General features: G+C 68.1%; 26 protein-coding genes and 1 other RNA gene. 8 read left to right on the forward strand and 19 right to left on the reverse strand.

What is annotated here, in order from left to right; translation table 11 throughout:
- Nucleotides 1–85 precede the first annotated feature (85 nt).
- The 4 genes from ACU5AX_RS03975 to ACU5AX_RS03990 all read right to left on the reverse strand — a co-directional run bounded on the left by ACU5AX_RS03975 (nt 86) and on the right by ACU5AX_RS03990 (nt 4,060).
- Nucleotides 86–511, reverse strand: a complete 426-nt coding sequence (locus ACU5AX_RS03975; protein ID WP_198352648.1) for a chemotaxis protein CheW — start codon at nt 509–511, stop codon at nt 86–88.
- A complete protein-coding gene (locus ACU5AX_RS03980) occupies nt 511–2,805 on the reverse strand; it encodes a chemotaxis protein CheA (protein ID WP_446689748.1) in 2,295 nt (764 codons plus the stop codon). Before ACU5AX_RS03980 ends, ACU5AX_RS03975 begins: the two co-directional genes overlap by 1 nt.
- 69 nt (nt 2,806–2,874) lie before the next feature.
- Entirely contained in the window at nt 2,875–3,519 is a 645-nt protein-coding gene (locus ACU5AX_RS03985) for a histidine phosphotransferase family protein (protein ID WP_446689749.1), read from the reverse strand.
- Nucleotides 3,520–3,634: 115 nt separating this feature from the next.
- Nucleotides 3,635–4,060 (reverse strand): M67 family metallopeptidase, encoded by a 426-nt coding sequence (locus ACU5AX_RS03990; protein ID WP_446689750.1) that lies wholly within the window; start codon nt 4,058–4,060, stop codon nt 3,635–3,637.
- Between the two features lie 20 nt (nt 4,061–4,080).
- On the opposite strand from ACU5AX_RS03990, the gene ACU5AX_RS03995 reads away from it, so the two are divergent.
- From ACU5AX_RS03995 to mtgA, 4 genes are all read left to right on the forward strand, one after another.
- Nucleotides 4,081–5,028 carry an RluA family pseudouridine synthase gene (locus tag ACU5AX_RS03995; RefSeq protein ID WP_198352644.1) on the forward strand — a complete coding sequence of 316 codons (948 nt, stop codon included), beginning with the start codon at nt 4,081–4,083 and terminating at the stop codon, nt 5,026–5,028.
- A gap of 61 nt (nt 5,029–5,089) precedes the next feature.
- A complete protein-coding gene (rpoH, locus tag ACU5AX_RS04000; protein WP_198353375.1) occupies nt 5,090–5,995 on the forward strand; it encodes an RNA polymerase sigma factor RpoH in 906 nt (301 codons plus the stop codon).
- A 4-nt stretch (nt 5,996–5,999) separates the two neighbouring features.
- Nucleotides 6,000–7,250, forward strand: a complete 1,251-nt coding sequence (locus tag ACU5AX_RS04005; RefSeq protein ID WP_446689751.1) for a flavin monoamine oxidase family protein — start codon at nt 6,000–6,002, stop codon at nt 7,248–7,250.
- Between the two features lie 43 nt (nt 7,251–7,293).
- Nucleotides 7,294–7,971, forward strand: coding sequence for a monofunctional biosynthetic peptidoglycan transglycosylase (gene mtgA, locus ACU5AX_RS04010; protein ID WP_446689752.1), 678 nt, complete (start codon nt 7,294–7,296; stop codon nt 7,969–7,971).
- A gap of 282 nt (nt 7,972–8,253) precedes the next feature.
- On the opposite strand, the gene ACU5AX_RS04015 is transcribed toward mtgA, so the two are convergent.
- The 9 genes from ACU5AX_RS04015 to ACU5AX_RS04055 form a co-directional block, all read right to left on the reverse strand.
- Nucleotides 8,254–8,490, reverse strand: a complete 237-nt coding sequence (locus ACU5AX_RS04015; protein ID WP_198352641.1) for a hypothetical protein — start codon at nt 8,488–8,490, stop codon at nt 8,254–8,256.
- Between the two features lie 88 nt (nt 8,491–8,578).
- Complete coding sequence (locus ACU5AX_RS04020; protein WP_198352640.1) at nt 8,579–8,902, reverse strand: YbaB/EbfC family nucleoid-associated protein; 324 nt, start codon at nt 8,900–8,902, stop codon at nt 8,579–8,581.
- Nucleotides 8,899–10,557, reverse strand: coding sequence for a DNA polymerase III subunit gamma/tau (locus tag ACU5AX_RS04025; RefSeq protein ID WP_446689753.1), 1,659 nt, complete (start codon nt 10,555–10,557; stop codon nt 8,899–8,901). The genes ACU5AX_RS04020 and ACU5AX_RS04025 overlap by 4 nt, the downstream gene beginning before the upstream one ends.
- 207 nt (nt 10,558–10,764) lie before the next feature.
- An RNA gene (gene ffs, locus ACU5AX_RS04030) (signal recognition particle sRNA small type) lies at nt 10,765–10,862 on the reverse strand.
- 50 nt (nt 10,863–10,912) lie between these two features.
- The gene (locus ACU5AX_RS04035) at nt 10,913–11,155 is read right to left on the reverse strand and encodes a hypothetical protein (RefSeq protein ID WP_446689754.1); all 243 of its coding nucleotides are present in this window, start codon (nt 11,153–11,155) and stop codon (nt 10,913–10,915) included.
- Nucleotides 11,156–11,179: 24 nt separating this feature from the next.
- Entirely contained in the window at nt 11,180–11,482 is a 303-nt protein-coding gene (locus tag ACU5AX_RS04040; RefSeq protein WP_198352638.1) for a hypothetical protein, read from the reverse strand.
- A 119-nt stretch (nt 11,483–11,601) separates the two neighbouring features.
- Complete coding sequence (locus ACU5AX_RS04045) at nt 11,602–11,910, reverse strand: 2Fe-2S iron-sulfur cluster-binding protein (protein ID WP_446689755.1); 309 nt, start codon at nt 11,908–11,910, stop codon at nt 11,602–11,604.
- Nucleotides 11,907–12,983: a cysteine desulfurase family protein gene (locus ACU5AX_RS04050; protein WP_446689756.1), complete on the reverse strand. Its 1,077-nt coding sequence runs from the start codon at nt 12,981–12,983 to the stop codon at nt 11,907–11,909. The genes ACU5AX_RS04045 and ACU5AX_RS04050 overlap by 4 nt, the downstream gene beginning before the upstream one ends.
- A complete protein-coding gene (locus ACU5AX_RS04055; RefSeq protein WP_446689757.1) occupies nt 12,980–14,056 on the reverse strand; it encodes a cysteine desulfurase family protein in 1,077 nt (358 codons plus the stop codon). The genes ACU5AX_RS04050 and ACU5AX_RS04055 overlap by 4 nt, the downstream gene beginning before the upstream one ends.
- 102 nt (nt 14,057–14,158) lie before the next feature.
- Here ACU5AX_RS04055 and ACU5AX_RS04060 point away from each other — a divergent pair, with 102 nt between their 5' ends.
- A complete protein-coding gene (locus tag ACU5AX_RS04060; protein ID WP_198352635.1) occupies nt 14,159–14,815 on the forward strand; it encodes an alpha/beta hydrolase in 657 nt (218 codons plus the stop codon).
- A 107-nt stretch (nt 14,816–14,922) separates the two neighbouring features.
- On the opposite strand, the gene ACU5AX_RS04065 is transcribed toward ACU5AX_RS04060, so the two are convergent.
- The 6 genes from ACU5AX_RS04065 to ACU5AX_RS04090 all read right to left on the reverse strand — a co-directional run bounded on the left by ACU5AX_RS04065 (nt 14,923) and on the right by ACU5AX_RS04090 (nt 18,811).
- Nucleotides 14,923–15,183, reverse strand: coding sequence for a hypothetical protein (locus tag ACU5AX_RS04065; protein ID WP_446689758.1), 261 nt, complete (start codon nt 15,181–15,183; stop codon nt 14,923–14,925).
- A 134-nt stretch (nt 15,184–15,317) separates the two neighbouring features.
- Complete coding sequence (locus ACU5AX_RS04070; RefSeq protein WP_446689760.1) at nt 15,318–15,485, reverse strand: hypothetical protein; 168 nt, start codon at nt 15,483–15,485, stop codon at nt 15,318–15,320.
- A gap of 205 nt (nt 15,486–15,690) precedes the next feature.
- Nucleotides 15,691–16,089, reverse strand: a complete 399-nt coding sequence (locus ACU5AX_RS04075; protein ID WP_446689761.1) for a hypothetical protein — start codon at nt 16,087–16,089, stop codon at nt 15,691–15,693.
- Nucleotides 16,086–17,123, reverse strand: a complete 1,038-nt coding sequence (locus tag ACU5AX_RS04080) for a hypothetical protein (RefSeq protein WP_446689762.1) — start codon at nt 17,121–17,123, stop codon at nt 16,086–16,088. Before ACU5AX_RS04080 ends, ACU5AX_RS04075 begins: the two co-directional genes overlap by 4 nt.
- Before the next feature lie 534 nt (nt 17,124–17,657).
- A complete protein-coding gene (locus ACU5AX_RS04085) occupies nt 17,658–17,837 on the reverse strand; it encodes a hypothetical protein (RefSeq protein ID WP_198352633.1) in 180 nt (59 codons plus the stop codon).
- A complete protein-coding gene (locus ACU5AX_RS04090; protein ID WP_446690465.1) occupies nt 17,834–18,811 on the reverse strand; it encodes a threonine ammonia-lyase in 978 nt (325 codons plus the stop codon). Before ACU5AX_RS04090 ends, ACU5AX_RS04085 begins: the two co-directional genes overlap by 4 nt.
- 173 nt (nt 18,812–18,984) lie before the next feature.
- Here ACU5AX_RS04090 and ACU5AX_RS04095 point away from each other — a divergent pair, with 173 nt between their 5' ends.
- From ACU5AX_RS04095 to ACU5AX_RS04105, 3 genes are all read left to right on the forward strand, one after another.
- Complete coding sequence (locus tag ACU5AX_RS04095) at nt 18,985–20,232, forward strand: type III PLP-dependent enzyme (protein WP_446689763.1); 1,248 nt, start codon at nt 18,985–18,987, stop codon at nt 20,230–20,232.
- A 114-nt stretch (nt 20,233–20,346) separates the two neighbouring features.
- Nucleotides 20,347–21,429, forward strand: a complete 1,083-nt coding sequence (locus tag ACU5AX_RS04100; RefSeq protein WP_198352630.1) for a 1,9-bis(guanidino)-5-aza-nonane synthase — start codon at nt 20,347–20,349, stop codon at nt 21,427–21,429.
- Between the two features lie 170 nt (nt 21,430–21,599).
- Nucleotides 21,600–22,157 (forward strand): NMCC_0638 family (lipo)protein, encoded by a 558-nt coding sequence (locus ACU5AX_RS04105; protein ID WP_446689764.1) that lies wholly within the window; start codon nt 21,600–21,602, stop codon nt 22,155–22,157.
- The last annotated feature ends 15 nt before the right edge of the window (nt 22,158–22,172 follow it).

Raw genomic sequence — 22,172 nt, forward strand, 5'->3', positions numbered from 1 at the left:
GAATCGCGTGCCGGCGTTATGGGCGGGCAAGCGTAAGTTTGGCGTTAAGACGCTGGCGTTCCGCGCCTCCGCCGGTCCGCGTGCGCTATGCGGCCAGCGCCTGATGGGGGATCAGGCACGACAGGTCGATCACCAGCATCGGTTCGCCGTCGCGCTCGACCAGGCCGGTGCCAGCCGCGGCCCAGCCGCGATCGAGCGTCAGGCCGCTGGAGAGCGGCTGCCGTTCGAAGCTGGCGACATCCTCCAGTGCGTCGACCAGAATCGCATAATGATGCCCGTCGACGCGGGTGATGACGGCACGGGTGGCACTTGCCGGCATCGGCGACAGACCGAGCGCGGTACCGGTGTCGATCACGGTGATGACACGACTGCGCAGCGCCACCAGCCCGCGTACCGAACCCGCCGCGCGCGGCACCGCGACGACCTCGGCCAGATCGACGACGGAGTCGACCTGCACGGTGTCGATCGCGACGCCACGGCCGGCGATCTGCGCGATGAGGAACAAATCCATCACTTTTCCCCCGCGGCACGTGCCAGTGCGGCGATCAACGCCGGTCGATCGTAACGGTAGATGCTGTCGCCCTCGCCGCTGCGGCTGCTGCGCAATCGGATCACCCGGCCGGGCACCGCGGACGGCGGGGCGGCCGCGTCCATCGTGACGACGATGTCGGCGCGCGCGCCGGCCGCGGCATCGGTGACGCAACTGTAGCCGGCCGCTTCGAGTGCGGGACGCAGAAACGTTTCCATCCAGCCGCCGCCCTCGCTGTACAGCCAGCAGGAGCGTTCGACCGGCGGCGCCGCCTCGAGGTCGGCGAAGAGCGACAGCGCGTCGACGATCTCGATCTGCTCGCCGCCGATGATCGCGACGCCGGCAATCGGCCCCGCCTCGACCGCGGGCGACGTGTCGCGTGGCAGCGTCACGATCTCGACCGGTTCGTGGATCGCATAGGCGATCTCGCTGTCGCCATCGGTCAGGCGCAGCACCGGCACCGTCTGCCGGGCGCCAGCCGGCGCGACAGAGTGCAAGGGCACCAAGGTGCCGCCGATCGCCAGCCGCAGTCGGCCGGCCGTGTGGCGGATCGCCTCCGCCGACACCGTTTCGACACGGTCGATCGCGGCGAGCGGCATCACCCGGCGTTGGCCGTCGAGGTCCTCGAACAGCAATGCCGCGATGCCCTGCTCTTGCTCCGCCTCCGCCACCTCTTCCTGCGCCGCAGCGCGCTGGAAGCGCAGCCCGGCGACCGCGGCCATCCCTGCGCCGTCGAGCAGCAGCATCGGCAGGCCGGAATCGGGCAGCGTCTGACCGGCATAGACGCCGGTCGCCATGACCGCCGGCGCGGCCGGCTTGACCACCAGTTCCTCGGTGTCGAGCACGGTGTCGATCGCCAGCGCATAATGGCCGTCTCGGGTCGCGACGATCGCCAGCTTGCCGCGGCCCTCGCTGCGATCGGGTAGGCCGAGCAACGCTCCCAGCGACACCATCGGCAACCGCCGGCCGCGTACCGTGGCCACCGCCGCCTCGCCGACCAGATCGATGCGCACGGCGTCGCCGGTGATGTTGAGGATCTCCTCGACCGACTGGCGCGCGATCGCGAAGCGCTGGTCGCCGGCGCCGACCACGACGGTCGACATGATCGACAGCGTCAGCGGCACGTAAATGACGATGGTCAGCCCCCGGCCGGGCTGGTTGATCAGCTCGATGCGGCCGCCGATATTTTCCAGATTGGCGCGCACCACGTCCATGCCGACGCCGCGGCCGGAGATCGACGTCACCGTGTCGCGGCTCGACAGGCCGGGATGGAAAACGAGGTCGAGCTTCGCCGTCGCGTCCATCGCGCCGATCTCGGCGGCGGTGTGGATCTGCTGCGCAATCGCCTTGGCGGCGATCCGGTCGACGTCCACGCCGCGACCGTCGTCGGCGATCTCGATCAGGATCTGGTTGCCGGACTGGCGCGCCGACACCGACAGCCGCCCCGCTTCCTTCTTGCCGAGCCGCAACCGATCGGCGGGCGCCTCCAGCCCATGGTCGACCGCATTGCGGATGATATGAACCAGAGGATCGCGCATCAGCTCGATCATCTCGCGATCGAGTTCCACCTCGGCCCCGTCGATGGTCAGCTGCACCTGCTTGCCGAGCTCGGCCGCGGTGTCGCGGACCATGCGCGGTAGCGCGGAGAACAGCGCCTCCACCTTCTGCATGCGGGTCCGGGTGACGGTATCGCGCATCTCCGCGACGGTCAGCGACAGGCGCTCCAGCGCCGCTTCGACCAGCGGATCGACCTGCTCGTCGCGCAGCCGCCGGGCGAGCTCGTTACGGGCGAGCACCATCTCCGACATGCCGCTCATCATTCGGTCGAGCAGGTCAACGTTGAGCCTGACGGAGCGATTGTTGTGGCGGGGTGCCGTCGTGTTCGACTGAAGCAGCGCGGCGGGGCGGGCATCTTCCGCCAATGCGGCGATCAGCAGATCCTCGGCCGAATCGTCGAGCGGCGCGCCCGAATCGATCGCCTCGACCAGTTCGCCGATCCGGTCGACCACCGCGAGCACGGCATTGACCAATGCGGTGTCGGGATTGCGCGTGCCGGAACGCACCGCGGCGAGCACGTCCTCGGCGGCATGGCTGAGCCGGGCGAGCCGCGGCAGATCAAGGAAACCGCAGCTTCCCTTTACCGTGTGCACGAAGCGGAAGATCGCATCCAGCCGCGCGCGATCGGTCGGATCGGCCTCCCACGCCACGATTTCGCCCGAGAGCGCTTCCAGCGTCTCGCGGGTTTCGGCGATGAATTCCTGCAGCAGGTCGTCCATGGGTCCCCGTCGGTTCGGCAAGGCTCATGGACGGCAACCGGTTAAAAGGCGGTTAGCCGTTGCCGCCGGTCAGCCGGCGTTGAACACCGCGCCGAGGATCATGACATCGTCCGCCGGCTGCGACACCTGCACCGCGCCGCCGGCCTCGGCGACGAGCGTGTGGACGAGATAGGCTGCCGCGGCACGCGGCGTCACGCCGCCCGCCTGCGCGCCCTCGGTCAACGTCGCGCGGACCTCGGCGTCGAGGACGATGCGCGGCCCTTCCATCTTCACCGCGATCTCCACCTGGCCGCCGTTTTCCTCGCCGGCAATGTCGAGCGTGCCGCCGCGAACCAGCGCCTCGTTGCCGATCAGGGCGAGATTGAGAAGCACCTTGATCGCGGTCTTCGACAGCGTCGGCGCCTCGACCAGCCAGTTGAGCGTGGCACGGCGGTTGTCGGACACCAGCGCCTCGATCGCGATCTTCGCCTCGCGTGCCTCGACCTGTTCGCCGAAGCCGCCCGCGGCGCCGAAGGCGAGGCGGAAGAACTTGAGCTTGTTGGCCGAGGTCCGCGCACTGTCGGTGAGCAATTGGAAGACCCGGGCGCGCATCTCCTCGTCGGGTTCGTCGCCGAGTAGTTCGAGCCCATTGTTGAGCGCGCCGACGGGGGAAAGCAGGTCGTGGCACAGCCGCGAACAGAGCAGGCTGGCGAAATCGACCGGGCTGACGGACATGCTGGTGCCTTTATTGGTGAGCGTGCGTGTGTGGCGGAGGCGGTGGGTCGGCGCAAGGGGTGGCCTCGACGCCGACCGGCCCAAGCGGCGCCGCGCTCCTGCGGCCGGCGCGGCGCTATGTTTTGACGCTGGCCGGGCCGGGCAGGATAGCGAGAAGCTCCGCCGCGAACCGCCCCTCCGCCGCACCGGCGTCCACCGCGCGCCATGCCTGCACCGCGCCGGCGGCGACGATCAGCCACAAGGCTCCGTCCGCCGCTGCATCCGCCGCGTCGCGCGCCGATGGCACGGCGCTGCCGCTGGGGTGGGAATGGTAATGACCGATCACCGCCGCCCCCCCTGCCCGCGCCGCCCGATGGGCGGCGATCAGCGCAGCCGGGTCGATCTCGAAATGGCGCGTCGGATCGGCGGCGACGTTGGCGCAGGGCTGGACCTGCTCGACATGGTCGCCATGGCCGAGCAACAGGCCGCAGACCTCGCGACCCGGCGTCGCCGCCGCATGCGTCAGGATCCGGTCGAGCAGGTCGCTTGCAATATCCGCCATCGTCCCCACATCCTAGGACAATGGACCGGGGGGTTTCCATCATTGAAGCGACGATTCAGCCGGCGGCGGATGGCTGGCGGCTCGATCGCGCGCTCGCCGATGCGGTGCCGACCCTGTCGCGCGAGCGGCTGAAGGTGCTGATCAACGCCGGTGCGGTGTCGCAGGGCGACGCGCTCGCCCGCGATCCGGCCAAGCGCGCCGCCGCGGGCGAGCGCTTCGCCGTCGCCGTGCCCAATCCGACGCCCGCCCATAACGAGGCGCAGGATATCCCGCTCGTCGTCGCCTATGAGGACGAGCATCTGATCGTCGTCGACAAGCCGGCGGGGCTGGTCGTCCACCCCGCGGCGGGCAATCTCGACGGGACGCTGGTCAACGCCTTGCTCCACCATTGCCACGGCAGCCTGTCGGGGATCGGCGGGGTCGCGCGGCCGGGGATCGTCCACCGCATCGACAAGGACACCAGCGGGCTGATGGTCGCCGCCAAGACCGACCGCGCGCACGAGGGGCTGGCGCGTCAGTTCCACGACCACAGCATCGACCGCCGCTATCGCGCGATCACCGGCGGCATCCCGCGGCCGCCAGTGGGGACGGTCGACGCGCCGCTCGCCCGCTCGCCGGCCAATCGCAAGAAGATTGCGATCCAGGCGCACGGCAAGCGCGCGGTGACGCATTACACGACGATCCAGCCGCTGCACGACGCGGCGCTGGTGGAATGCCGGCTGGAGACGGGCCGCACGCATCAGGTGCGCGTCCACATGGCCTCGATCGGGCACGCCTTGCTGGGTGATCCGGTCTATGGTAGAACAAAAGGTGCTCAGAAAGCGCTACTCGAAACCTTGGGTTTCCGCCGCCAGGCCTTGCACGCGGCCCACCTGGGGTTCATCCACCCGATCCGGGGCGAACCCCTGGCCTTCGAGAGCGCAATGCCTGCAGATATGCAGGAACTGTTCACCGAGCTTCACGTATAGGTTCGCGTCCTCCGTTGCCGCAGTGCGGGACGGGCGACCCCAGGAAAGGGAGATGACGATCATGGCAGCCCGCAGCAACGTCCCGGCGACGATTCCTGCCCTCGGCGGCGAGCAGAGCCTCAACCGCTACCTCGCCGAGATCAAGAAATTCCCCATCCTGGCGCCCGAGCAGGAATATATGCTCGCCAAGCGGTTCCAGGAGCATGGCGATCCGGAGGCGGCGGCGCAGCTCGTCACCAGCCATCTGCGCCTCGTCGCCAAGATCGCAATGGGCTATCGCGGCTATGGCCTGCCGACGTCGGAGCTGATCTCCGAAGGCAACATCGGCCTGATGCAGGGCGTCAAGAAGTTCGAGCCCGACCGCGGCTTCCGCCTCGCCACCTATGCGATGTGGTGGATCCGCGCCTCGATCCAGGAATATATCCTGCGCTCGTGGTCGCTTGTGAAGATGGGTACCACGGCGGCACAGAAGAAGCTGTTCTTCAACCTGCGGCGGATGAAGTCCAAGCTCGACGCGTTCGAGGACGGCGACCTGAAGCCGGAGGACGTCACCAAGATCGCCACCGACCTCGGCGTCAACGAGGACGAGGTGATCAGCATGAATCGCCGCATGGCGATGGGCGGCGACACGTCGCTCAACGTCTCCATGCGCGAGGACGGCGAGGGTCAGTGGCAGGATTGGCTGGCGGATGACGGCCCCTTGCAGGACCAGGTCGTCGCCGAGGCGCAGGAAGCAGACGTCCGCCACGACATGCTGGTGTCGGCGATGGACGATCTCAACGATCGCGAGAAGCACATCCTGACCGAGCGTCGCCTGACCGACGACCCCAAGACGCTCGAGGAACTGAGCCAGGTCTATGGCGTGTCGCGCGAGCGCGTCCGCCAGATCGAGGTCCGCGCCTTCGAGAAGCTGCAGAAGGCGATGATGCGCATCGCCGGCGAGAAGCGACTGCTGGCCGCGGCCTGACGCCGTGCGCACCGTCGTCATCGGCGGCGGTGCAGCCGGGATCGCGGCGGCGCGGCGGCTGCATGACGCAGGGGCCGAGGTGTTGCTGGTCGAGGCGAGCGGACAGCTCGGCGGCCGCGCACGCACCTGGTCACTGCGGCTGCCGGATTGGTCGCGGGGAGGTGAGGGCCGGAACGGTGCCGACACCACCATCCCCGTCGATGCCGGCTGCGGCTGGCTCCATTCCGCCGGCCGCAATCCGTGGACGCGGATCGCCGAACGCGACGGCTTCACCGTCGACCGCTCCTCGCCCAACTGGGGCAGGCAATGGCGCGATCTCGGCTTTCCGGCCGACGAGCAGCGCGCCTTCCGCACCGCCTGGGATCGTTGGGACGAGGCGGCGCACGACGCGCTCGACGGCCCCGACCGGCCGCTGTCCGCCTTCATCGCCGACGACGATCCCTGGCGACCGATGCTCGACGCCATCTCGGGCTATGCCAATGGTGCGCCGCTCGACGCGGTGTCGCTGCACGACTGGGCCGCCTATGAGGATGCCGCCACCGACGACAATTGGGCGCTGCCCGCCGGCTATGGCACATTGGTCGTCCACCATGCCGGGCCGGTCCCGGTCCGGCTGAACACGCCGGTGACCCGCATCAATCATCGCAACCGTATCATCCGGCTCGACACGCCGGCCGGGCCGATCGAGGCCGATCGCGTCATCCTGGCGCTGCCGACCACCGCCTATGCCGACATCGTCTTCGATCCGCCCTTGCCCGACAAGCAACAGGCAGCGGCCGACCTACCGCTCGGTCTCGCCGACAAGGTGTTCATCGCCGTCGACGGGCCCGAATGGCCGGCGCACGGCCATCTGACCGGCAATCCGCACCGCGCCTGCACCGCCAGCCACCGCCTTTCCCCCTTCGGCCGGCCGATCGTCGAAAGCTTCTTCGGCGGCAGCTGCGCGGGGGCTATGCGCACGCCGCAAGACGCCACCGCCTTCGCGCTGGACGAACTGGTGACGCTGCTCGGCAGCGACTGGCGGCACCGCCTGCGCCCGTTGGCCGCCACCCACTGGCGCACCGAACCCTTCATCCGCGGCAGCTACAGCCATGCCAAGGTCGGCCGGGCGGACGCACGAGCGCGCCTTGCCGCGCCGGTCGACGATCGCCTGTTCTTCGCCGGCGAAGCCTGTTCGCCGCATGATTTCTCCACCGCTCACGGCGCCTATGCAACCGGCATCGCGGCCGCCGACGCGGTGCGTGCCAGCGGCTGACCGCTTGCCGTCCGCCGCGCCAGGCGGCAGAGGTACGGCCGTCATGGGCCGCATCCTCCGCATCCTCGCCAAGGCCGCGCTGGTCTTCGTCCTCGTCTCGCTGCTGTTCGTCGGCGCCTATCGCTTCGTGCCGGTGCCCTTCACCTGGACGATGCTGGGCGACGTGATCGCCGGCCATGGCGTCACCAAGCGCTGGATGTCGCTGGACGCGATGGACCCGGACATGGCGCGCGCGGCGATCGCCGGCGAGGATGCACGCTTCTGCGAACACCACGGCTTCGACTGGAAGGGCATCGCCAGCGCCGCCTACAGCAACGCGCAGGGCAAGCGGCTGCGCGGCGGATCGACGATCAGCCAGCAGACCGCCAAGAACGTCTTCCTGTTCCAGGGCGGTGGCTATCTGCGCAAGGCGGCGGAGGCCTATTTCACCGTGCTGATCGAAGCGTTGTGGGGCAAGCGCCGGATCATGGAAGTCTATCTCAACGTCGCGGAGACGGGGATCGGCACCTATGGCGCCGACGCCGCCGCGATCCGCTATTTCAATCATGACGCGACGCATCTGTCGCCGACCGAGGCGGGCCGGATCGCCGCGGTGCTGCCGCTGCCCAAGAAGCGCGCGGCGATCGACCCGCACGGCTTCGTTCGCCGCCACGGCAATGCGCTGGCCCGCTATGTCGGCGTCGTGCGGCGCAGCGGACTCGACTCCTGCCTGCGGAAATAGGCCCGCCGTCCGACCGTCGTCACCCGCGCGATGCTCCACCGCCATGGCGATGGAACCCCGCGGTCACCCGTGAAGCACCACCGTCATCCCGCAGACCCCGACCGTCCTCCCAGCCGGCCTCCACCGTGATCCCCGCGAAGGCGGGGATCCAGACGCGCGGAGCAAGCGGCTCCATCGCCACGGCAGCCTCTCTGGATTCCCGCATTCGCAGGAATGACGACACAATGGCGCGGGCGTCAGGATCATGTCCCTCCCCTCCCGTGAGCAGGAGGGGAAACAACATCACTTGTTGGCGTCGATCGCGCCACCGGCCTTGTCGGCGGTCTTCTCGACGCTCTTCGCGGCCGAAGTGATCGCGTTGTTCTTGGCGCTCTCACTGCCCTGGTGGACGAACAGGAAATAGCCGCCGATCAGCACCGCGATCAGCAGGACGATCGCGATGGCGGTGCCACCGCCGCCGCGGCGCTCGATCACCGTGGTATGCGTGGTCGGGGTCTCGACGATCCGTTCTTCGGCCATAATGCGTGTCCTCTCCAATCAATCGATGAAGCGGCCAACGCCGAACGGTGCGAAACCGTTCCGTCCGCGCAACGGCTCTCGCCGCTGGTCAGAACGGCAATTTGAAGCCCGGCGGCAGCGGCAAACCGCTGGTCATCTTCGACATTTCCGCGCCGCTCGCCGCGTCGGCCTTGGCGCGGGCGTCGTTGAACGCCGCCGCCAGCAGATCCTCGAGCATCTGCTTTTCGGACACGTCGATCAGCGAATCGTCGATCGCGATGTTGATGATCCGGCCCTTGGCGCTCGCCTTGACCTTGACCAGGCCACCGCCGGCGACGCCCTCCACCTCGATCGTGTCGAGCTGGTCCTGCGCCTTCTGCAACTCGCTCTGCACGTTCTGCGCCATGGCGAGGATTTCGTCGAGATTCTTCATGCGATGCTCCGTTGTCCCGGCCAGCTTTCCAGTTCCGCCTCCGGAAAGGCGGCGAGTGCCGCCCTGACCAGCGGCGTTTCCATTATCGCCTGGCGCGTGGCTTCCTGTTCGGCCTTGTCCTTCTCGCGCAAGGTAGGCGCGCCGGGCGCATCCTCCAAGCCGATCTTCCACGTCTGGCCGGTCGTGCGCTTCAACGCGTCGGCGACGTCGCGCAACGTGTCCGCCGACATCGGCCGCGATCCGCTCAGCACCAGCTCGGGCGGCGCATAGCGGACGACGCGCGCGCCGTTGGTCAGCTGCGCGGCGACCGCATGATTGCCCTTGTCCGCGAGCATCTCGACCAGCCCGGCGAAATCCTCCGGCACGCCCGGCTTGTCGGGTACCGCCGCGACTGGCGCAGCGGCCGGTCCGGGCCCCGTCGGCGCGCTACCGCCGAGCGCGGGCGCGGCGACCTTGCCGCTGGCGATCTGCCGCGCCAGTTCGCCGGGATCGGGCAGGCTGGATGCGTGAATCGCGCGCAGCAGCGCCATCTCCGCCGCCTCGATCGGCAGCGCGGCCTTGGCGACCTCGTCATGGCCCTTCAGGAACAATTGCCACAGCCGGTGCAGCGCCGGGAAGGACAGGCTCGCCGCCCAGTCCGCGCGGGCGCGGCGCTCCTCGACCGGCTGCGCCGAATCCTCCGGCGTGCCGACCTTGGCCAGGGTGATGCCGTGCACCGATTCGAGCAGCGCGCGCAGCACCGCAACCGGATCGACGCCATAATCGTATTGGCGGCGCAGGCTGGCCAGCGCGCCCGGCCCGTCCCCGGCGAGGATCAGCGCCAGCAGGTCGCGCACCGCACCGCGATCGGACAGGCCGAGCATCTGCCGCACCGCGTCGGCGCCGACCGCCCCGCCCTCCAGTCCGGCATGGGCGATCGCCTGGTCGAGGATCGACAGGCCGTCGCGCGCCGACCCTTCCGCCGCGCGGGCGATCAGCATCAGCGCCTCGGCCTCCGCCTCGACGCCCTCCTGGCGGCAGACGAAGGCGAAATGCTCGGCCAGCTGTTCGGCGGAGATGCGCCGCAGGTCGAACCGCTGGCAGCGCGACAGCACGGTGATCGGCACCTTGTTCACCTCGGTCGTGGCGAACAGGAACTTCACATGGGCGGGCGGCTCCTCCAGCGTCTTCAACAGCGCGTTGAAGGCGTTCTTGGAGAGCATGTGGACCTCGTCCACGATATAGATCTTGTAGCGCGCCGACACCGCCGCATAGCGCGCCGCGTCGATGATCTCGCGGACGTCGTCGACGCCGGTATGGCTGGCGGCGTCCATCTCGATCACATCGATATGGCGCCCCTCCGCGATCGCCCGGCACGGCTCGCATTGCCCGCACGGATCGATCGTCGGGCCGCCCTGCCCGTCCGCGCCGATGCAGTTTAGCGCCTTGGCGATCAGCCGCGCGGTCGACGTCTTGCCGACCCCGCGCACGCCGGTCATCAGAAAGGCATGCGCCAGTCGGCCGCGCCGGATCGCATTTCCCAGCGTCGTCACCATCGCGTCCTGGCCGAGCAGCTCGCGGAACGTCTGCGGCCGGTATTTGCGCGCCAGCACGCGATAGGGGCTCGCCTGGCCCTGGGGCTGCGGCGGCTCGCCGAGATCGAAGGAGTCGGACATTGGAGGATAGATAGGGGGAACGGACCGGGAATGGTAGCGGGGCTGATCGCAGCATAGCGCATCGATCGCCGGCACCTGCGGGATCGCATCACCCTTTGGCGCGGCGCGCGCTTAGCTTTTCAGAGAAGAAGAAGCGCGATCCCGATCAACGGCGTCGCATCGAACGATGCCCTGTGGCGCGCTTCGTGTAGCGACCACGGCTGCTGGCGTGGTGGGAGCCGGAACGACCCGCGGCGAAATCGTTGCGGCTGCTTCCTTCCGGATCTGACCGGGTTGGCGACGACCACGTCCGCCCGACTCCCGCGCGCCATATGGCGGGGTCGGGCGGCGGGATCAAGGGCCTAGCGCGCCGGCATCAATAGCGGACGATGCGGCAGACGCGGGCGCGATGGTGGTGGCGCCACTGCGTCTCGCAGACGCGGCGCGAGCGTGCATGATGGCGCCAGCGCGGCCCGTCGTTATGCCAGCGCCGCTCGTCATGGCGCACGACGGTGCGCTCGGTGACGACGGTACGCTGCGCGGCGGCGGGGGTGGCGGCGAATGGGGTGATCCCCGCCACGGCGACGGCCGCGGCGGTCAGCCAATGGGTCAATGTCATCGGTCTTCTCCTATGCGGTGACGATCAACGATAGACACGGAAGCAGCGGCGCTCCGGCCCGTACCAGCCGCGCTCGATGCGGCAGACGACCCGCGACCGACCGTAATACGGCCGGCCATAGCCATAGCCGTAGCCGCGATCCCAGCCGCGGCCGCGATCTCCGCGATCCCAGCCGCGATCACCACGATCCCAGCCGTGGTGACGGCCATTGTCGTGCCAGCCGCGATCGTAGCGGTCGCCCCAGCGCTGTGCCTCGGCGGGGGTCGCGACGGCGGTCAATGTACCGACGGCCAGCGCACCGGCCCCGAGCATTGCGATCAGCTTCATGACGGATACTCCTCTCACTGACCCGGAAAACTCCGGATATGTGAAGAGGATGCACCTGCTGCGATGCACGCGTCCTGAACCCGCCGTTGTCGAAATGTCAGGATGACTGACAGTGGCGATCAGGCAGGAATGCGCACCGTCAGTCCGTCCAGCCCCGCCCCGAGCACGATCTGGCAGGCGAGCCGACTGGTCGCGCGTGCGTCGGGCGCAAGGTCGAGCAGATCCTCTTCCTCCGCGCTCGCCGGCGGCAGCCGCGCGAAGTCCGCCGGGTCGACGACGACGTGGCAGGTCGCGCAGGCCATGTCGCCGTTGCACGTCCCCTCCAACGGCGCGCCGGCCGCCTGCGCGACATCGAGCAGGCGCGCGCCGTCCGCCGCCGGCACCTCGCGGACGCTGCCGTCGGCGGCGACGAGGCGGATGCGGATCATGCCAGCCCCTGCCGTGCCGCGGCGGCGACGATCGCGTCGAGCCCGGCGAGCAGTTCGTCCGCCGTGGTATAGCGGCCGAAGCCGATCCGGATGCTCGAGCGCGCCTCACCGTCGCTCAGCCCGATGGCACGGAGCACGTGGCTCGGCCGCCCCGAACCGCTCGCGCAGGCGGAGCCGGCGGAAAAGGCGACGTCGCGGCATTCGCTCATCAACCGCGCCACATCCAGTCCATTGCGGCGCACGTTGAGATTGCCGCGATAGCGCTGCGTCACCGAACCGTTGATCGTCCAGCCGTCGAGCCGTTCCACCGCCCGCGCCCACAGCCGCGCGACGTGATCGGCGTCCTCCGCCGCGATCAGCGTCGCCGCCGCGCCGAAGCCGGCGCAGAGCGCGGGGGACAGCGTTCCCGACCGCCCCGCCCGCTCCTGCCCGCCGCCATGCAGCAGCGGCTCGAGGGACAGGCCGTCGCGCATCCACAAGGCGCCGATGCCTTTCGGGCCGTGCAGCTTGTGCGCCGACATCGCCATCAGGTCACAGTCGGCGGGCAAGGCGACCCGGCCGTAGCCCTGCACCGCGTCGCACAGCATCACCGCGCCCGCCGCCTGCGCCAGCGCCGCGATCGCCGCAACCGGCTGGATCACGCCGATCTCGTTGTTGACCAGCATCGCCGCGACCAGGCCGGTGCCGGGCCGGATCGCCGCCGCCGCCCGGTCGAGGTCGACCAGCCCGTCGCGCCCCACCGGCAGCACGACCACCGCCCGCCCCCGTCGCGCCTCGGCGGCGACGGTGTCGAGCACCGCGGCATGTTCGGTGGCCAGCGTCACGATCGGCCCCGTCGTGCCCTTGATCGCCCAGTTCAGCGCCTCGGTCGCGCCACTGGTGAAGCTCGGCGCCCCCCCGGCCGGCATCGCCGCGGCGATGCGGTCGCGCGCCACCTCCACCGCCGCCTTCGCCTGCCGCCCGGCACGATGCGCCGCATGCGGATTGGCGTGCTGCGTCTCCAGCCACGGCAGCATCGCCGCCAGCGCCTCGGGCGCGAGCGGTGTCGTCGCCTGATAATCGAGGTAGATCATGCCGCGAACCGCCGCGTCGCCTTGGCCATCGTCCGCCAGGCGGCGATGAAGGCGTCGACCTCCGCCGCGCCGGTCGTCCGCCCGAAGCTGACCCGGATCACCTCGCGCCCCGCCGCCTCGTCCCAGCCCATCGCGGCGAGGACGTGGCTTGGCTTCATGCTGCCGCTTGAACAGGCGCTGCCGGCGGAGACGGCGAAGCCCGCCGCGTCGAGCCGGATCAGCTGCACCGCCGCGGCGACGCCGGGCAGCCGGTACGATCCGATCGCCGGATGGCGCGGCGCGCCGTCGGCGACGATCTCGCCGCCGGAGCGGCGGATCGCATCGTCCAGCCGGGCGCGCAGGCTCGCATGATCCGGCTCCGGCTGCGTCAACGCCGCCGCATAGGCGAGCACGCCGGGCAGATTCTCGGTCCCCGGCCGATAGCCGCGCTCCTGCCCGCCGCTCGGCACCAGCATGGCAAGGTCGCGCACCAGCAGCGCGCCGACGCCCGGCGGCCCGCCGCGCTTGTGCGCCGACAGCGCGATCAGATCGGCGTGGTCGGCGAGTTCGGCCGACGCCGGCATCTGCGCGGCGTCGACCAGCAGCCAGCCGCCCGCCGCGTGCACGACGCGGGCGATGGCGGCGAGCGGCTGGCGCACCCCCGTCTCGCTGTTCGCCCATTGCACGCAGACCAGCGCGCGCCCCTCGTCCGCCGCCAGCATCGCGGCGAGCGCCTCGGCATCGACCAGCCCGCATGCGTCGACCGGCGCCACCGCCGCCTCGGCGCCGGCGCGCATCACCGCATCATGCTCGACCGCGGTGATGATCCGCCGCAGCGCGGTCGTCCGGCGCAGCGCCAGCCCCAGCGATTCGCTCGCCCCGCTGGTCAGCAGCACCTCGCCGCGCCAGCCATGCGCCGCGCCGATCGCGCCGCGCGCCTCCTCCAGCGCCGCGCGGGCGGCGCGCCCCTCGGCATGCGGCGACGACGGATTTGCCCACAGCGCCAGCCCGCGTGCGAAGGCGTCGCGCGCCGCCGCGGTCATCGGGGTGGTCGCGGCATGATCCAGATAGATACGGTCGGCGGACGGGCTCAAGGGCGGTTCCAATTGCGTGACGGGCGTCGCCGCCTATATAGCGCGCCATTCCCGTCGCTCCACCGAGCGTGTTTTCCCGATACGGCGCGAGGCCCCCACCCCATGCCCGAAGTGATCTTTCCCGGCCCCGAGGGGCGTCTCGAAGGGCGTTTCGCCCCCGTTGGCCGCCCGCGCGCGCCCGTCGCGATGATCCTCCACCCGCATCCCAATGCGGGCGGCACGATGAACAACCGCATCGTCCAGGAACTGTACAAGACGTTCCAGCGCCGCGGCTTCGCCACGCTGCGCTTCAACTTCCGCGGCGTCGGCAAGAGCCAGGGCGTGTTCGACAACGGCGTCGGCGAACTGTCCGACGCGGCGAGCGCGCTCGACTGGGTGCAGAGCTTCCATCCGGAGGCGTCGACCACCTGGATCGCCGGCTTTGGCTTCGGCGCCTGGATCGGCATGCAGCTGCTGATGCGCCGGCCGGAGATCCGCGGCTTCATCTCGATCGCGCCGCCGGCGAACATGTTCGACTTCAGCTTTCTCGCCCCCTGTCCGTCGTCGGGCATCATCATCCAGGGCGAGAATGACGAGGTGGCGACGCCCGGCGCGACGCAGAAGCTCGTCGACAAGCTGCGTACGCAGAAGCACATCACCATCCACCACGACGTGATCCCCAAGGCGAACCACTTCTTCGAGCATGAGATGCCCGAGCTGATGGGGTCGGTGGACCGCTATCTCGACATGCGCCTCGATCCGAATTCGCCGATCCGGTGACGAATGCGACAGCGGGATAGCGGCGCTATCCCGCTGCGACGATAGCAATGCGCCACCGCCACTATGGCAGAGGCGGATCGGCGGAGTGACGGCGCGTGCCGGCGCCGTCAGTCGCCGGTCACCTGCCCGTCGACATCCGGCAGATTGGCCGCGATCCGCTCGTTCTGCGCCGCCTCGATCATCGCGATCACGTCTTGGAGGAGCCGGCGCGGCTGCGTCGCCTTGCCGTTCTCGTCGTCGAGATCCGCGTTGAAACGATCCTTGGCCTGTCCGGCGAGCGCGAGGAGCTCGGCATGCCGGGCGTCGCCCAGCTTGTCGCGCACATTGTCCAGACCGCGGACCAAGCAATCGAACACCCCGTCCGTCACGCTGATCCCGTGCTAGCCGGACGTCATATCGAAGCGTGGTGGCTCCAACAGCATCCAGTATATATAATTGACAACTTCGCTGAGATGCTCGCCGGGATAACCATCGTATTTGCCATCTGGTGAATCGTAATAGCTCATCGCATATGTCTTGGTCGCGTGATGACATAGGAATCACCGAGCACCCTGGGTCGAGTGATGGCGACATATTGCGGCTTGCTGTCAGACATGAAGAAGCGGTGCACCTGTAGATCCTGCGCCGTCTTTTTCCGGGTCGATATATCGATCATGATGTTGCCGATCATATAGCCCGGTACGGTACGAGTGTTTCGAGCAAGAGATCGCCGATCTGATGGGGTTGGTGGATCGCTATCTTGGCGTACGCCACGATCCGAATTGGGCGACCCGATGACGAGCCCGACAGCGGGAGAGCGGCGCTATCCCACTGTTATTCCATCGCAGCGGCCGTGATCGCTCGGCGCGCCGGCCCGCGACGGTCGCACCGGGGCGTCAGTCGCCGGTCACCTCCCCGTCCACATCGGGCAAATTGGCGGCGATCCGTTCGGCCTGCACGGCCTCGATTTTCGTGATCATGTCGTGGATGATCCATCGTGCCTGCGTCGCCTTGCCGTTCTCGTCGTCGAGATCCGCGTTGAACAGATCCTTGGCCTGTCCGGCGAGCGCGACGAGTTCGGCATGCCGGGCGTCGCCGAGCTTGTCGCGCACATTGTCCAGACCGCGGACCAAGCAATCGAACACCCCGTCCGTCACGCTGATCCCCTGCCAGCCGGACACTTGATCAAAGCGAGGCCGCGCCAGGATGATCCCATAAAGGTCATCGACCACCTCACTGAGGTGCTCTCCGGGAAAACCATCGTATTTGCCATCTGGTGAATCGTAGTAGCTCATCGAAGCCCCTCTGGTCGAGTGCTGATATAAGACCCACCAAGCTGCGTAGGTCTGATAATCGCGACATAGTGTGGCTTGCTGTCAGACATGAAGAAGCGTTGCACCTGTGAATCCCGCGCCGTCTTTCTCCGGGTTGATATGTCGGTCATGATGTTGCCGACCATATAGTCCGGTACGGTACGAGTCCCATCGCGCGAATTGGGTGCATACCTATTGATCTTCACATTGCCGGGCAGAGCGGATTTGATGCCGAGTTGACGAAATACCTGACGCATTTGACCGCGAGTTTCCCGATCGACATAATTGCCCAAGTCCACCTGCGACGATGCGGTCGACTTCAGCGTGCCGTGCCTCTGATGCGCAAGCCCATGCTCATAAGCGATGTTTACCTTCCGTTGGATGCGATCGATGGTTTCAACCTGCAGCGGTTGGAAATTTCCAGTTTTGGCGGCGAGGTCTCGCGCCCGTACGAGCTTAAGGTTAGACAGGTGATCCCTCAGCCGGTCGAGCCGGGCCATTTTGGATGCCAACGACGGCATCGGGTCCAGCGTGTCGTCCCGGTAGTGAGGCTCGATCTTGCGAATGTCCTCCAACGTTTTCCGAGTCATGCCGTCATAGAGCGCGTCCTGCAGCGCCACGCTCCCCTCCGTGAATCCAAATCCATGATCGGCCGCAGCGACGATACTGCCGCCTGGTGCCCCCGATAGACCCGGAAACACTTGCTCCAACGTCATCGGGTCCTGGAAGGCGCGGCTGTTGCCGCCCCGCCCCGCCCGACTTTCCTCTTCGCCCGGACTGACCCCCAGCGCCTCCTGGCGCCGGAATTGCTCCTTCAGCCTGGCGAGCTGATCGAGGCCACCCATGTCGCGCGGCGACGCGGCGCCGCCCGGCCCAGACGTGAACCGCCCGTCGCGGGGATCGTGATATGGGTTGAACTTCCGCTCGGTGCCGTCACTCGAGCGCCAGACCGGCAGGCGCCCGGTCCTCAGCCAGTGGGAAAATGCCTGTCGATGCTGCTGTGCCGAAGTCTCCATCCTGCCGCCCCATCTCTGTGAGGCGAGAACATATCAGCAACATTTTCCTACATTGCAAAGCAAAATCGACAACGCCTTGCGGTGGAAAGACAAAAGTTCGGCTTCCAACGCAAACGCATTAGTGTTTTACGATTTTTCCTACGGATCATGCTCAGTCGTAACGAACCCACATCAGCGCAGGACTTCATCAACCGGTGCAATTCTGCAAATACGTACAACGGCTTATCGGATTTAATCGGTATTCGTGACCGATTCGGCCGATCTACTCTGTCCTACAAGCCTGCCCCACGCTATGGTCGCGCCGGCACCGCCATCGCTCTTTCTCAGTCGTGAATGCACGGCCGCATGCGCTCGGTGCGACCTTTGAGACTTTCTAGACGTTCCAGCGCCGCTCGGCGGCATCGATCCCTGCCGGGCGACGGCCCGTTCGTGCGACCTTTGAGACTTTCCAGCCGGGCCGCCCGACCACGCGCCTCGAACATCCTGCGTCGGCCGCCGATCACGGCCGCACCGCCGCCGCGGTCGCGCCGCTTTCTACATCTGCCAGATCAATACGTTGCCCAGCAGCACCGCCGCCATAACGAGCAGCAGCAGCGCCTTCTTGCGATCCCGACCCCGCGCCCACAGCGCGCCGCCGCCGATCAGACAGGCGAAACAGCCGAGCATGGCGATCGCTGGCGCGGCGTGAGCGATGGTGGCAAGCGGGCCGGTCATGCCACTAGCCCCCGCACCGGCGCGGGATCGACCGGTGCCGCCGCCGGCGCCGCGATCGCCCGGGCATAGGCGTCGATGTCGACATTGCCGCCCGACAGGATGACGAGCAGCCCCGACACCGGTGCCACCTTGCCGGAGAGCAGGGCGGCCAGCGCGACCGCGCCGCCCGGCTCGACGACCAGCCGCAGATGCTCCGCCGCCCAGCGCTGCGCCGTCCGCACCTCCGCCTCGCTGACCGCCAGGCCGCGCGCGTCGCGCCGCGACAGCACGTCGAAGGTCAGCGGCGAAACGCGTTGCGTCTGCAGCGAGTCGCAGGCGGTCGGCGGCGGGTTGGGGCCGACCGGTTCGATCCAGCTCGCCTCCAGGCTGCGGCGCATGTCGTCCCAGCCCTCCGGTTCGACGACGGTGATCGCCGCTTCGGGCAGCGCCAGCGCGATCCCGGCCGCCAGCCCGCCGCCGCCACAGGGAACGACGACCTCCGCCGGCGCGCCGAGCCCCGCCGCCGTCATCTGTGCCGCCGCCTCGATGCCGGCGCTGCCCTGACCTTCGATGATCCACGGGTCGTCGAAGCTCGGCACCAAGGTGGCGCCGCGCGCCTCCGCCAGCTGTGCCGCGATCCGCTCGCGCGATTCGGTCGCCCGGTCGTAGCGGACCACCTCGGCGCCCAGCGCCAGCGTGCCGTTGAGCTTCGCCGCGGGCGCATCGGCGGGCATGACGATCGTCGCCGGCATGCCGAGTCGCTTCGCTGCCCAGGCGATCCCTTGCGCATGATTGCCGCTGGAGAAGGCGACGACGCCCCGACGGCGCGATTCCTCGTTCAAGGCGGTCAACCGATGCCAGGCGCCGCGGATTTTGAACGCGCCGATCGGCTGCAGCGACTCCGCCTTGAAGGTGACGCGCATCCCCTTGATTTCGAACGTAAATAACGGTGTCGGCGGAAGAATCCGGGCGACCTTTTCAGCGGCATCGCGCACCCCTGCCCGTGTCGGTTGTCGCAAAATCGTCACTTTTCGTCCTTTCGCGCCCCAACCTACTTTACACGGGCAAACATCGTCCCTAACTCGCGCCTCCGCTGCCCCATGGGACTTCCAACCGCAAGGCAGCTTTTGTCGTCGTCATGCCGCAAGGCAATTGGAGGTCCCTTGAGTTGCACCAGCATCATCGCGCGCTGGGGCTAGCGCCCCTCTCGACCGCCGGCTCCCCCGTTTTCGGAGGCGGCATCGACATCGCCAAGGCTAAGCCGGTCGAACCGGTGACGCTGATCCGTCCGCATGCCGCGGCACGGGCCGCCCGCTTCTTTTCGGAGAAGTTTCCGGGCAAGGCCATGTATGCGGTCAAGGCGAACCCGGATCCGGCTTTGATCCGGACGCTGTACGCCAACGGCATCACCACCTTCGACGTCGCGTCGATCGCCGAGGTACGCCTCGTCGCGCGCACCGTCCCCGGCGCCGGCCTGTGCTTCATGCACCCGGTCAAGGCCGAGGAAGCGATCCGCGAGGCGTATTTCGACCATGGCGTCCGCACCTTCAGCCTCGACTCGATCGAGGAGCTGGAGAAGATCGTCCGCGCCACCACCGGCGACGCCGGCGAGGTCGCGACCGACCTGACGCTGTGCGTGCGGCTGCGCGTGTCGTCGGAGCATTCCGCGCTGTCGCTCGGCGCCAAGTTCGGCGTCGGCCCGGACGAGGCGAAGGAGCTGCTGATCCGCACCCGCCAGGTGGCGGACGCGCTCGGCATCTGCTTCCACGTCGGCAGCCAGGCGATGACGCCGGAAGCCTATGCCAATGCGATGGAGCGCGTCCGCGCCGCGATCGTGCTGGCGGCGGTCACCGTCGACGTGATCGACGTCGGTGGCGGCTTCCCGTCGGTCTATCCGGGCATGACCCCGCCGCCGCTGGAACGCTATTTCGAGACGATCCACCGCGCCTTCGAAAGCCTGCCAATCAGCTATTCGGCGGAATTGTGGGCGGAGCCGGGCCGGGCCTTGTCGGCCGAGTATAGTTCGGTCGTGGTGCGCGTCGAGCGTCGCCGCGGCAACGAGCTGTACATCAACGACGGCGCCTACGGTTCGCTGTTCGATGCCGCGCATATCGGCTGGACCTATCCGGTGGCGCTGCTGCGCGAGCCGCAGTCGACGGTGCGCGATCATCCGTTCAGCTTCTGGGGCCCGACCTGCGACGACCTCGACCGGATGGAGGGGCCGTTCCCGCTTCCCGCCGACGTCGGCACCGGCGACTTCATCGAGGTCGGTATGCTCGGCGCCTATGGCGCGGCGATGCGCACCGCCTTCAACGGCTTCGGCACCGGCGAGACGGTCACCGTTTCGGACGAGCCGATGCACTCGATGTACACGGGCGAGCAGCCGGCGGTTCAGCCGAACGTCGTCAAGCTGTAACGACGTCCCTCTAGTTCAACCTCTTCCCCTTCCCGCCTGACGGCGGGAGGGGGCCGTTTGGGTTTCCGCGTCCCCATCAACGACGGCGGGTCTTGGAACAGGCAAAGGCCAGTCATGACCGATTCTCTCACCAAAACCGCCAGCGCCAACGCGCCGATCAACGACACCCGCAAGGCCGAACTGCTGTCGAAGCAGGTCAAGCATATCGACATCAAGAGCTTCGACGCCCGCCCGATCGTCGACGCGATGAGCGAGATGAGCTTCACCAGCCGCGACCTCGGCCGCGCGACGAAGATCTACAACGAGATGCTGGCCGACAAGGATTGCACCGTCTGCCTAGTCATCGCCGGCTCGACCTCGGCTGGCGGCTGCATGGACCTGTATGCGGAGCTGATCCGCAACAACATGGTCGATGTCGTCGTCGCCACCGGTGCGACCATCGTCGACATGGATTTCTTCGAGGGCCTCGGCCACAAGCATTATCAGGCGCTCGAGATCCCCGACGACGACACGCTGCGCTCGCTGTACATCGACCGCATCTACGACACCTATATCGACGAGGAGCAGCTGCAGGACTGCGACTTCACGATCAACAAGATCGCGAACGAGCTGGAGCCGCGCGCCTATTCGAGCCGCGAGTTCATCCGCGCGATGGGGAAGTATCTGGCGGAGCACGGCAAGAAGGAGAACAGCCTGGTCAAGCTCGCCTATGAGCATGACGTGCCGATCTTCTGCCCGGCGTTCGTCGACTCCTCGGCCGGCTTCGGCCTGGTCAAGCATCAGGTGGACAATGCCAAGGCGGGCAAGCCCTATCTGATGATCGACGCGGTCGCCGACTTCCGCGAGCTGACCGAGATCAAGATCCAGGCCGGCACCACCGGCCTGCTGATGATCGGCGGCGGCGTGCCGAAGAACTTCATCCAGGACACCGTCGTCTGCGCCGAGATCCTCGGCCACGAAGATGTCGAGGTCCACAAATATGCGGTGCAGATCACCGTCGCCGACGTCCGCGACGGCGCCTGCTCCTCGTCGACGCTGCAGGAAGCGGCGAGCTGGGGCAAGGTCAACACCGGCATCGAGCAGATGGTATTCGCCGAGGCGGGCAGCGTGATGCCGCTGCTCGCGTCGGACGCTTATCATCGCGGCCACTGGAAGGACCGCCCCGTCCGCAAGTGGGGCGCGATCTTCGACAAGTAATTCAACCGGGGCGGAAGGCGACTTCCGCCCCTCTTCGTATCGCCGCGCCGTGCCGGGATAGCGTGCCGCCCCTCGACCGGTGGCGCTGCCGGACCGCCTTTACCTCGTTGTGCTATCGGTCCACACTCGGCACGCGTCAGGGGGGGCCCAATGTCATGATACCGCTGTTGATGGGTGCGCTGCTGCAGATCCCACCTGCCGCTCCGTCGCCGGCCGCGACCGATGTCGCCCGCATGGCCACGCTCTACGACGAAATCTGCCTCCATACCTTCCCGGATGATGCCGCCCTCGACAGGCTGATGGCGGCTAAAAAGGCGACGCCCTTGTCGACGTCGGACGTGCGGATGATCCTGCGCGACGACCCCGGTCGCGGCTGGCTGCTGCGCGATGGCGGGGAGACGTTCACCGTGACGCTGGAACTGCCGCCCTTCCACGCCTGCTCGTTGCGCGCCGCGCACCCGTCCGCCGGCCCGACCGACCTCGCGGCCTACCAGCGTGTCGCCGCATCGTACGTCGCCCGCACCGGGGGCTTTAGCGCGCAACCGCCGATCGAGCTGGAACAGGGCGGCATCCACATCCATGGCGAGATACAGACGCGTGCGCTGCCCAACGGCGACAGCGACAATCTGATCGTCGTCGACCAGCGGATCGCCGACCCCAGTCAGCTCGCCGCCGGCACCACCGCCACCCCGCTCCGCTTCGTCCACCAAATCGCACCGCGACGTTGACCCGTCGCGTTGGAA

It is taken from the genome of Sphingomonas benefaciens (assembly GCF_052907485.1).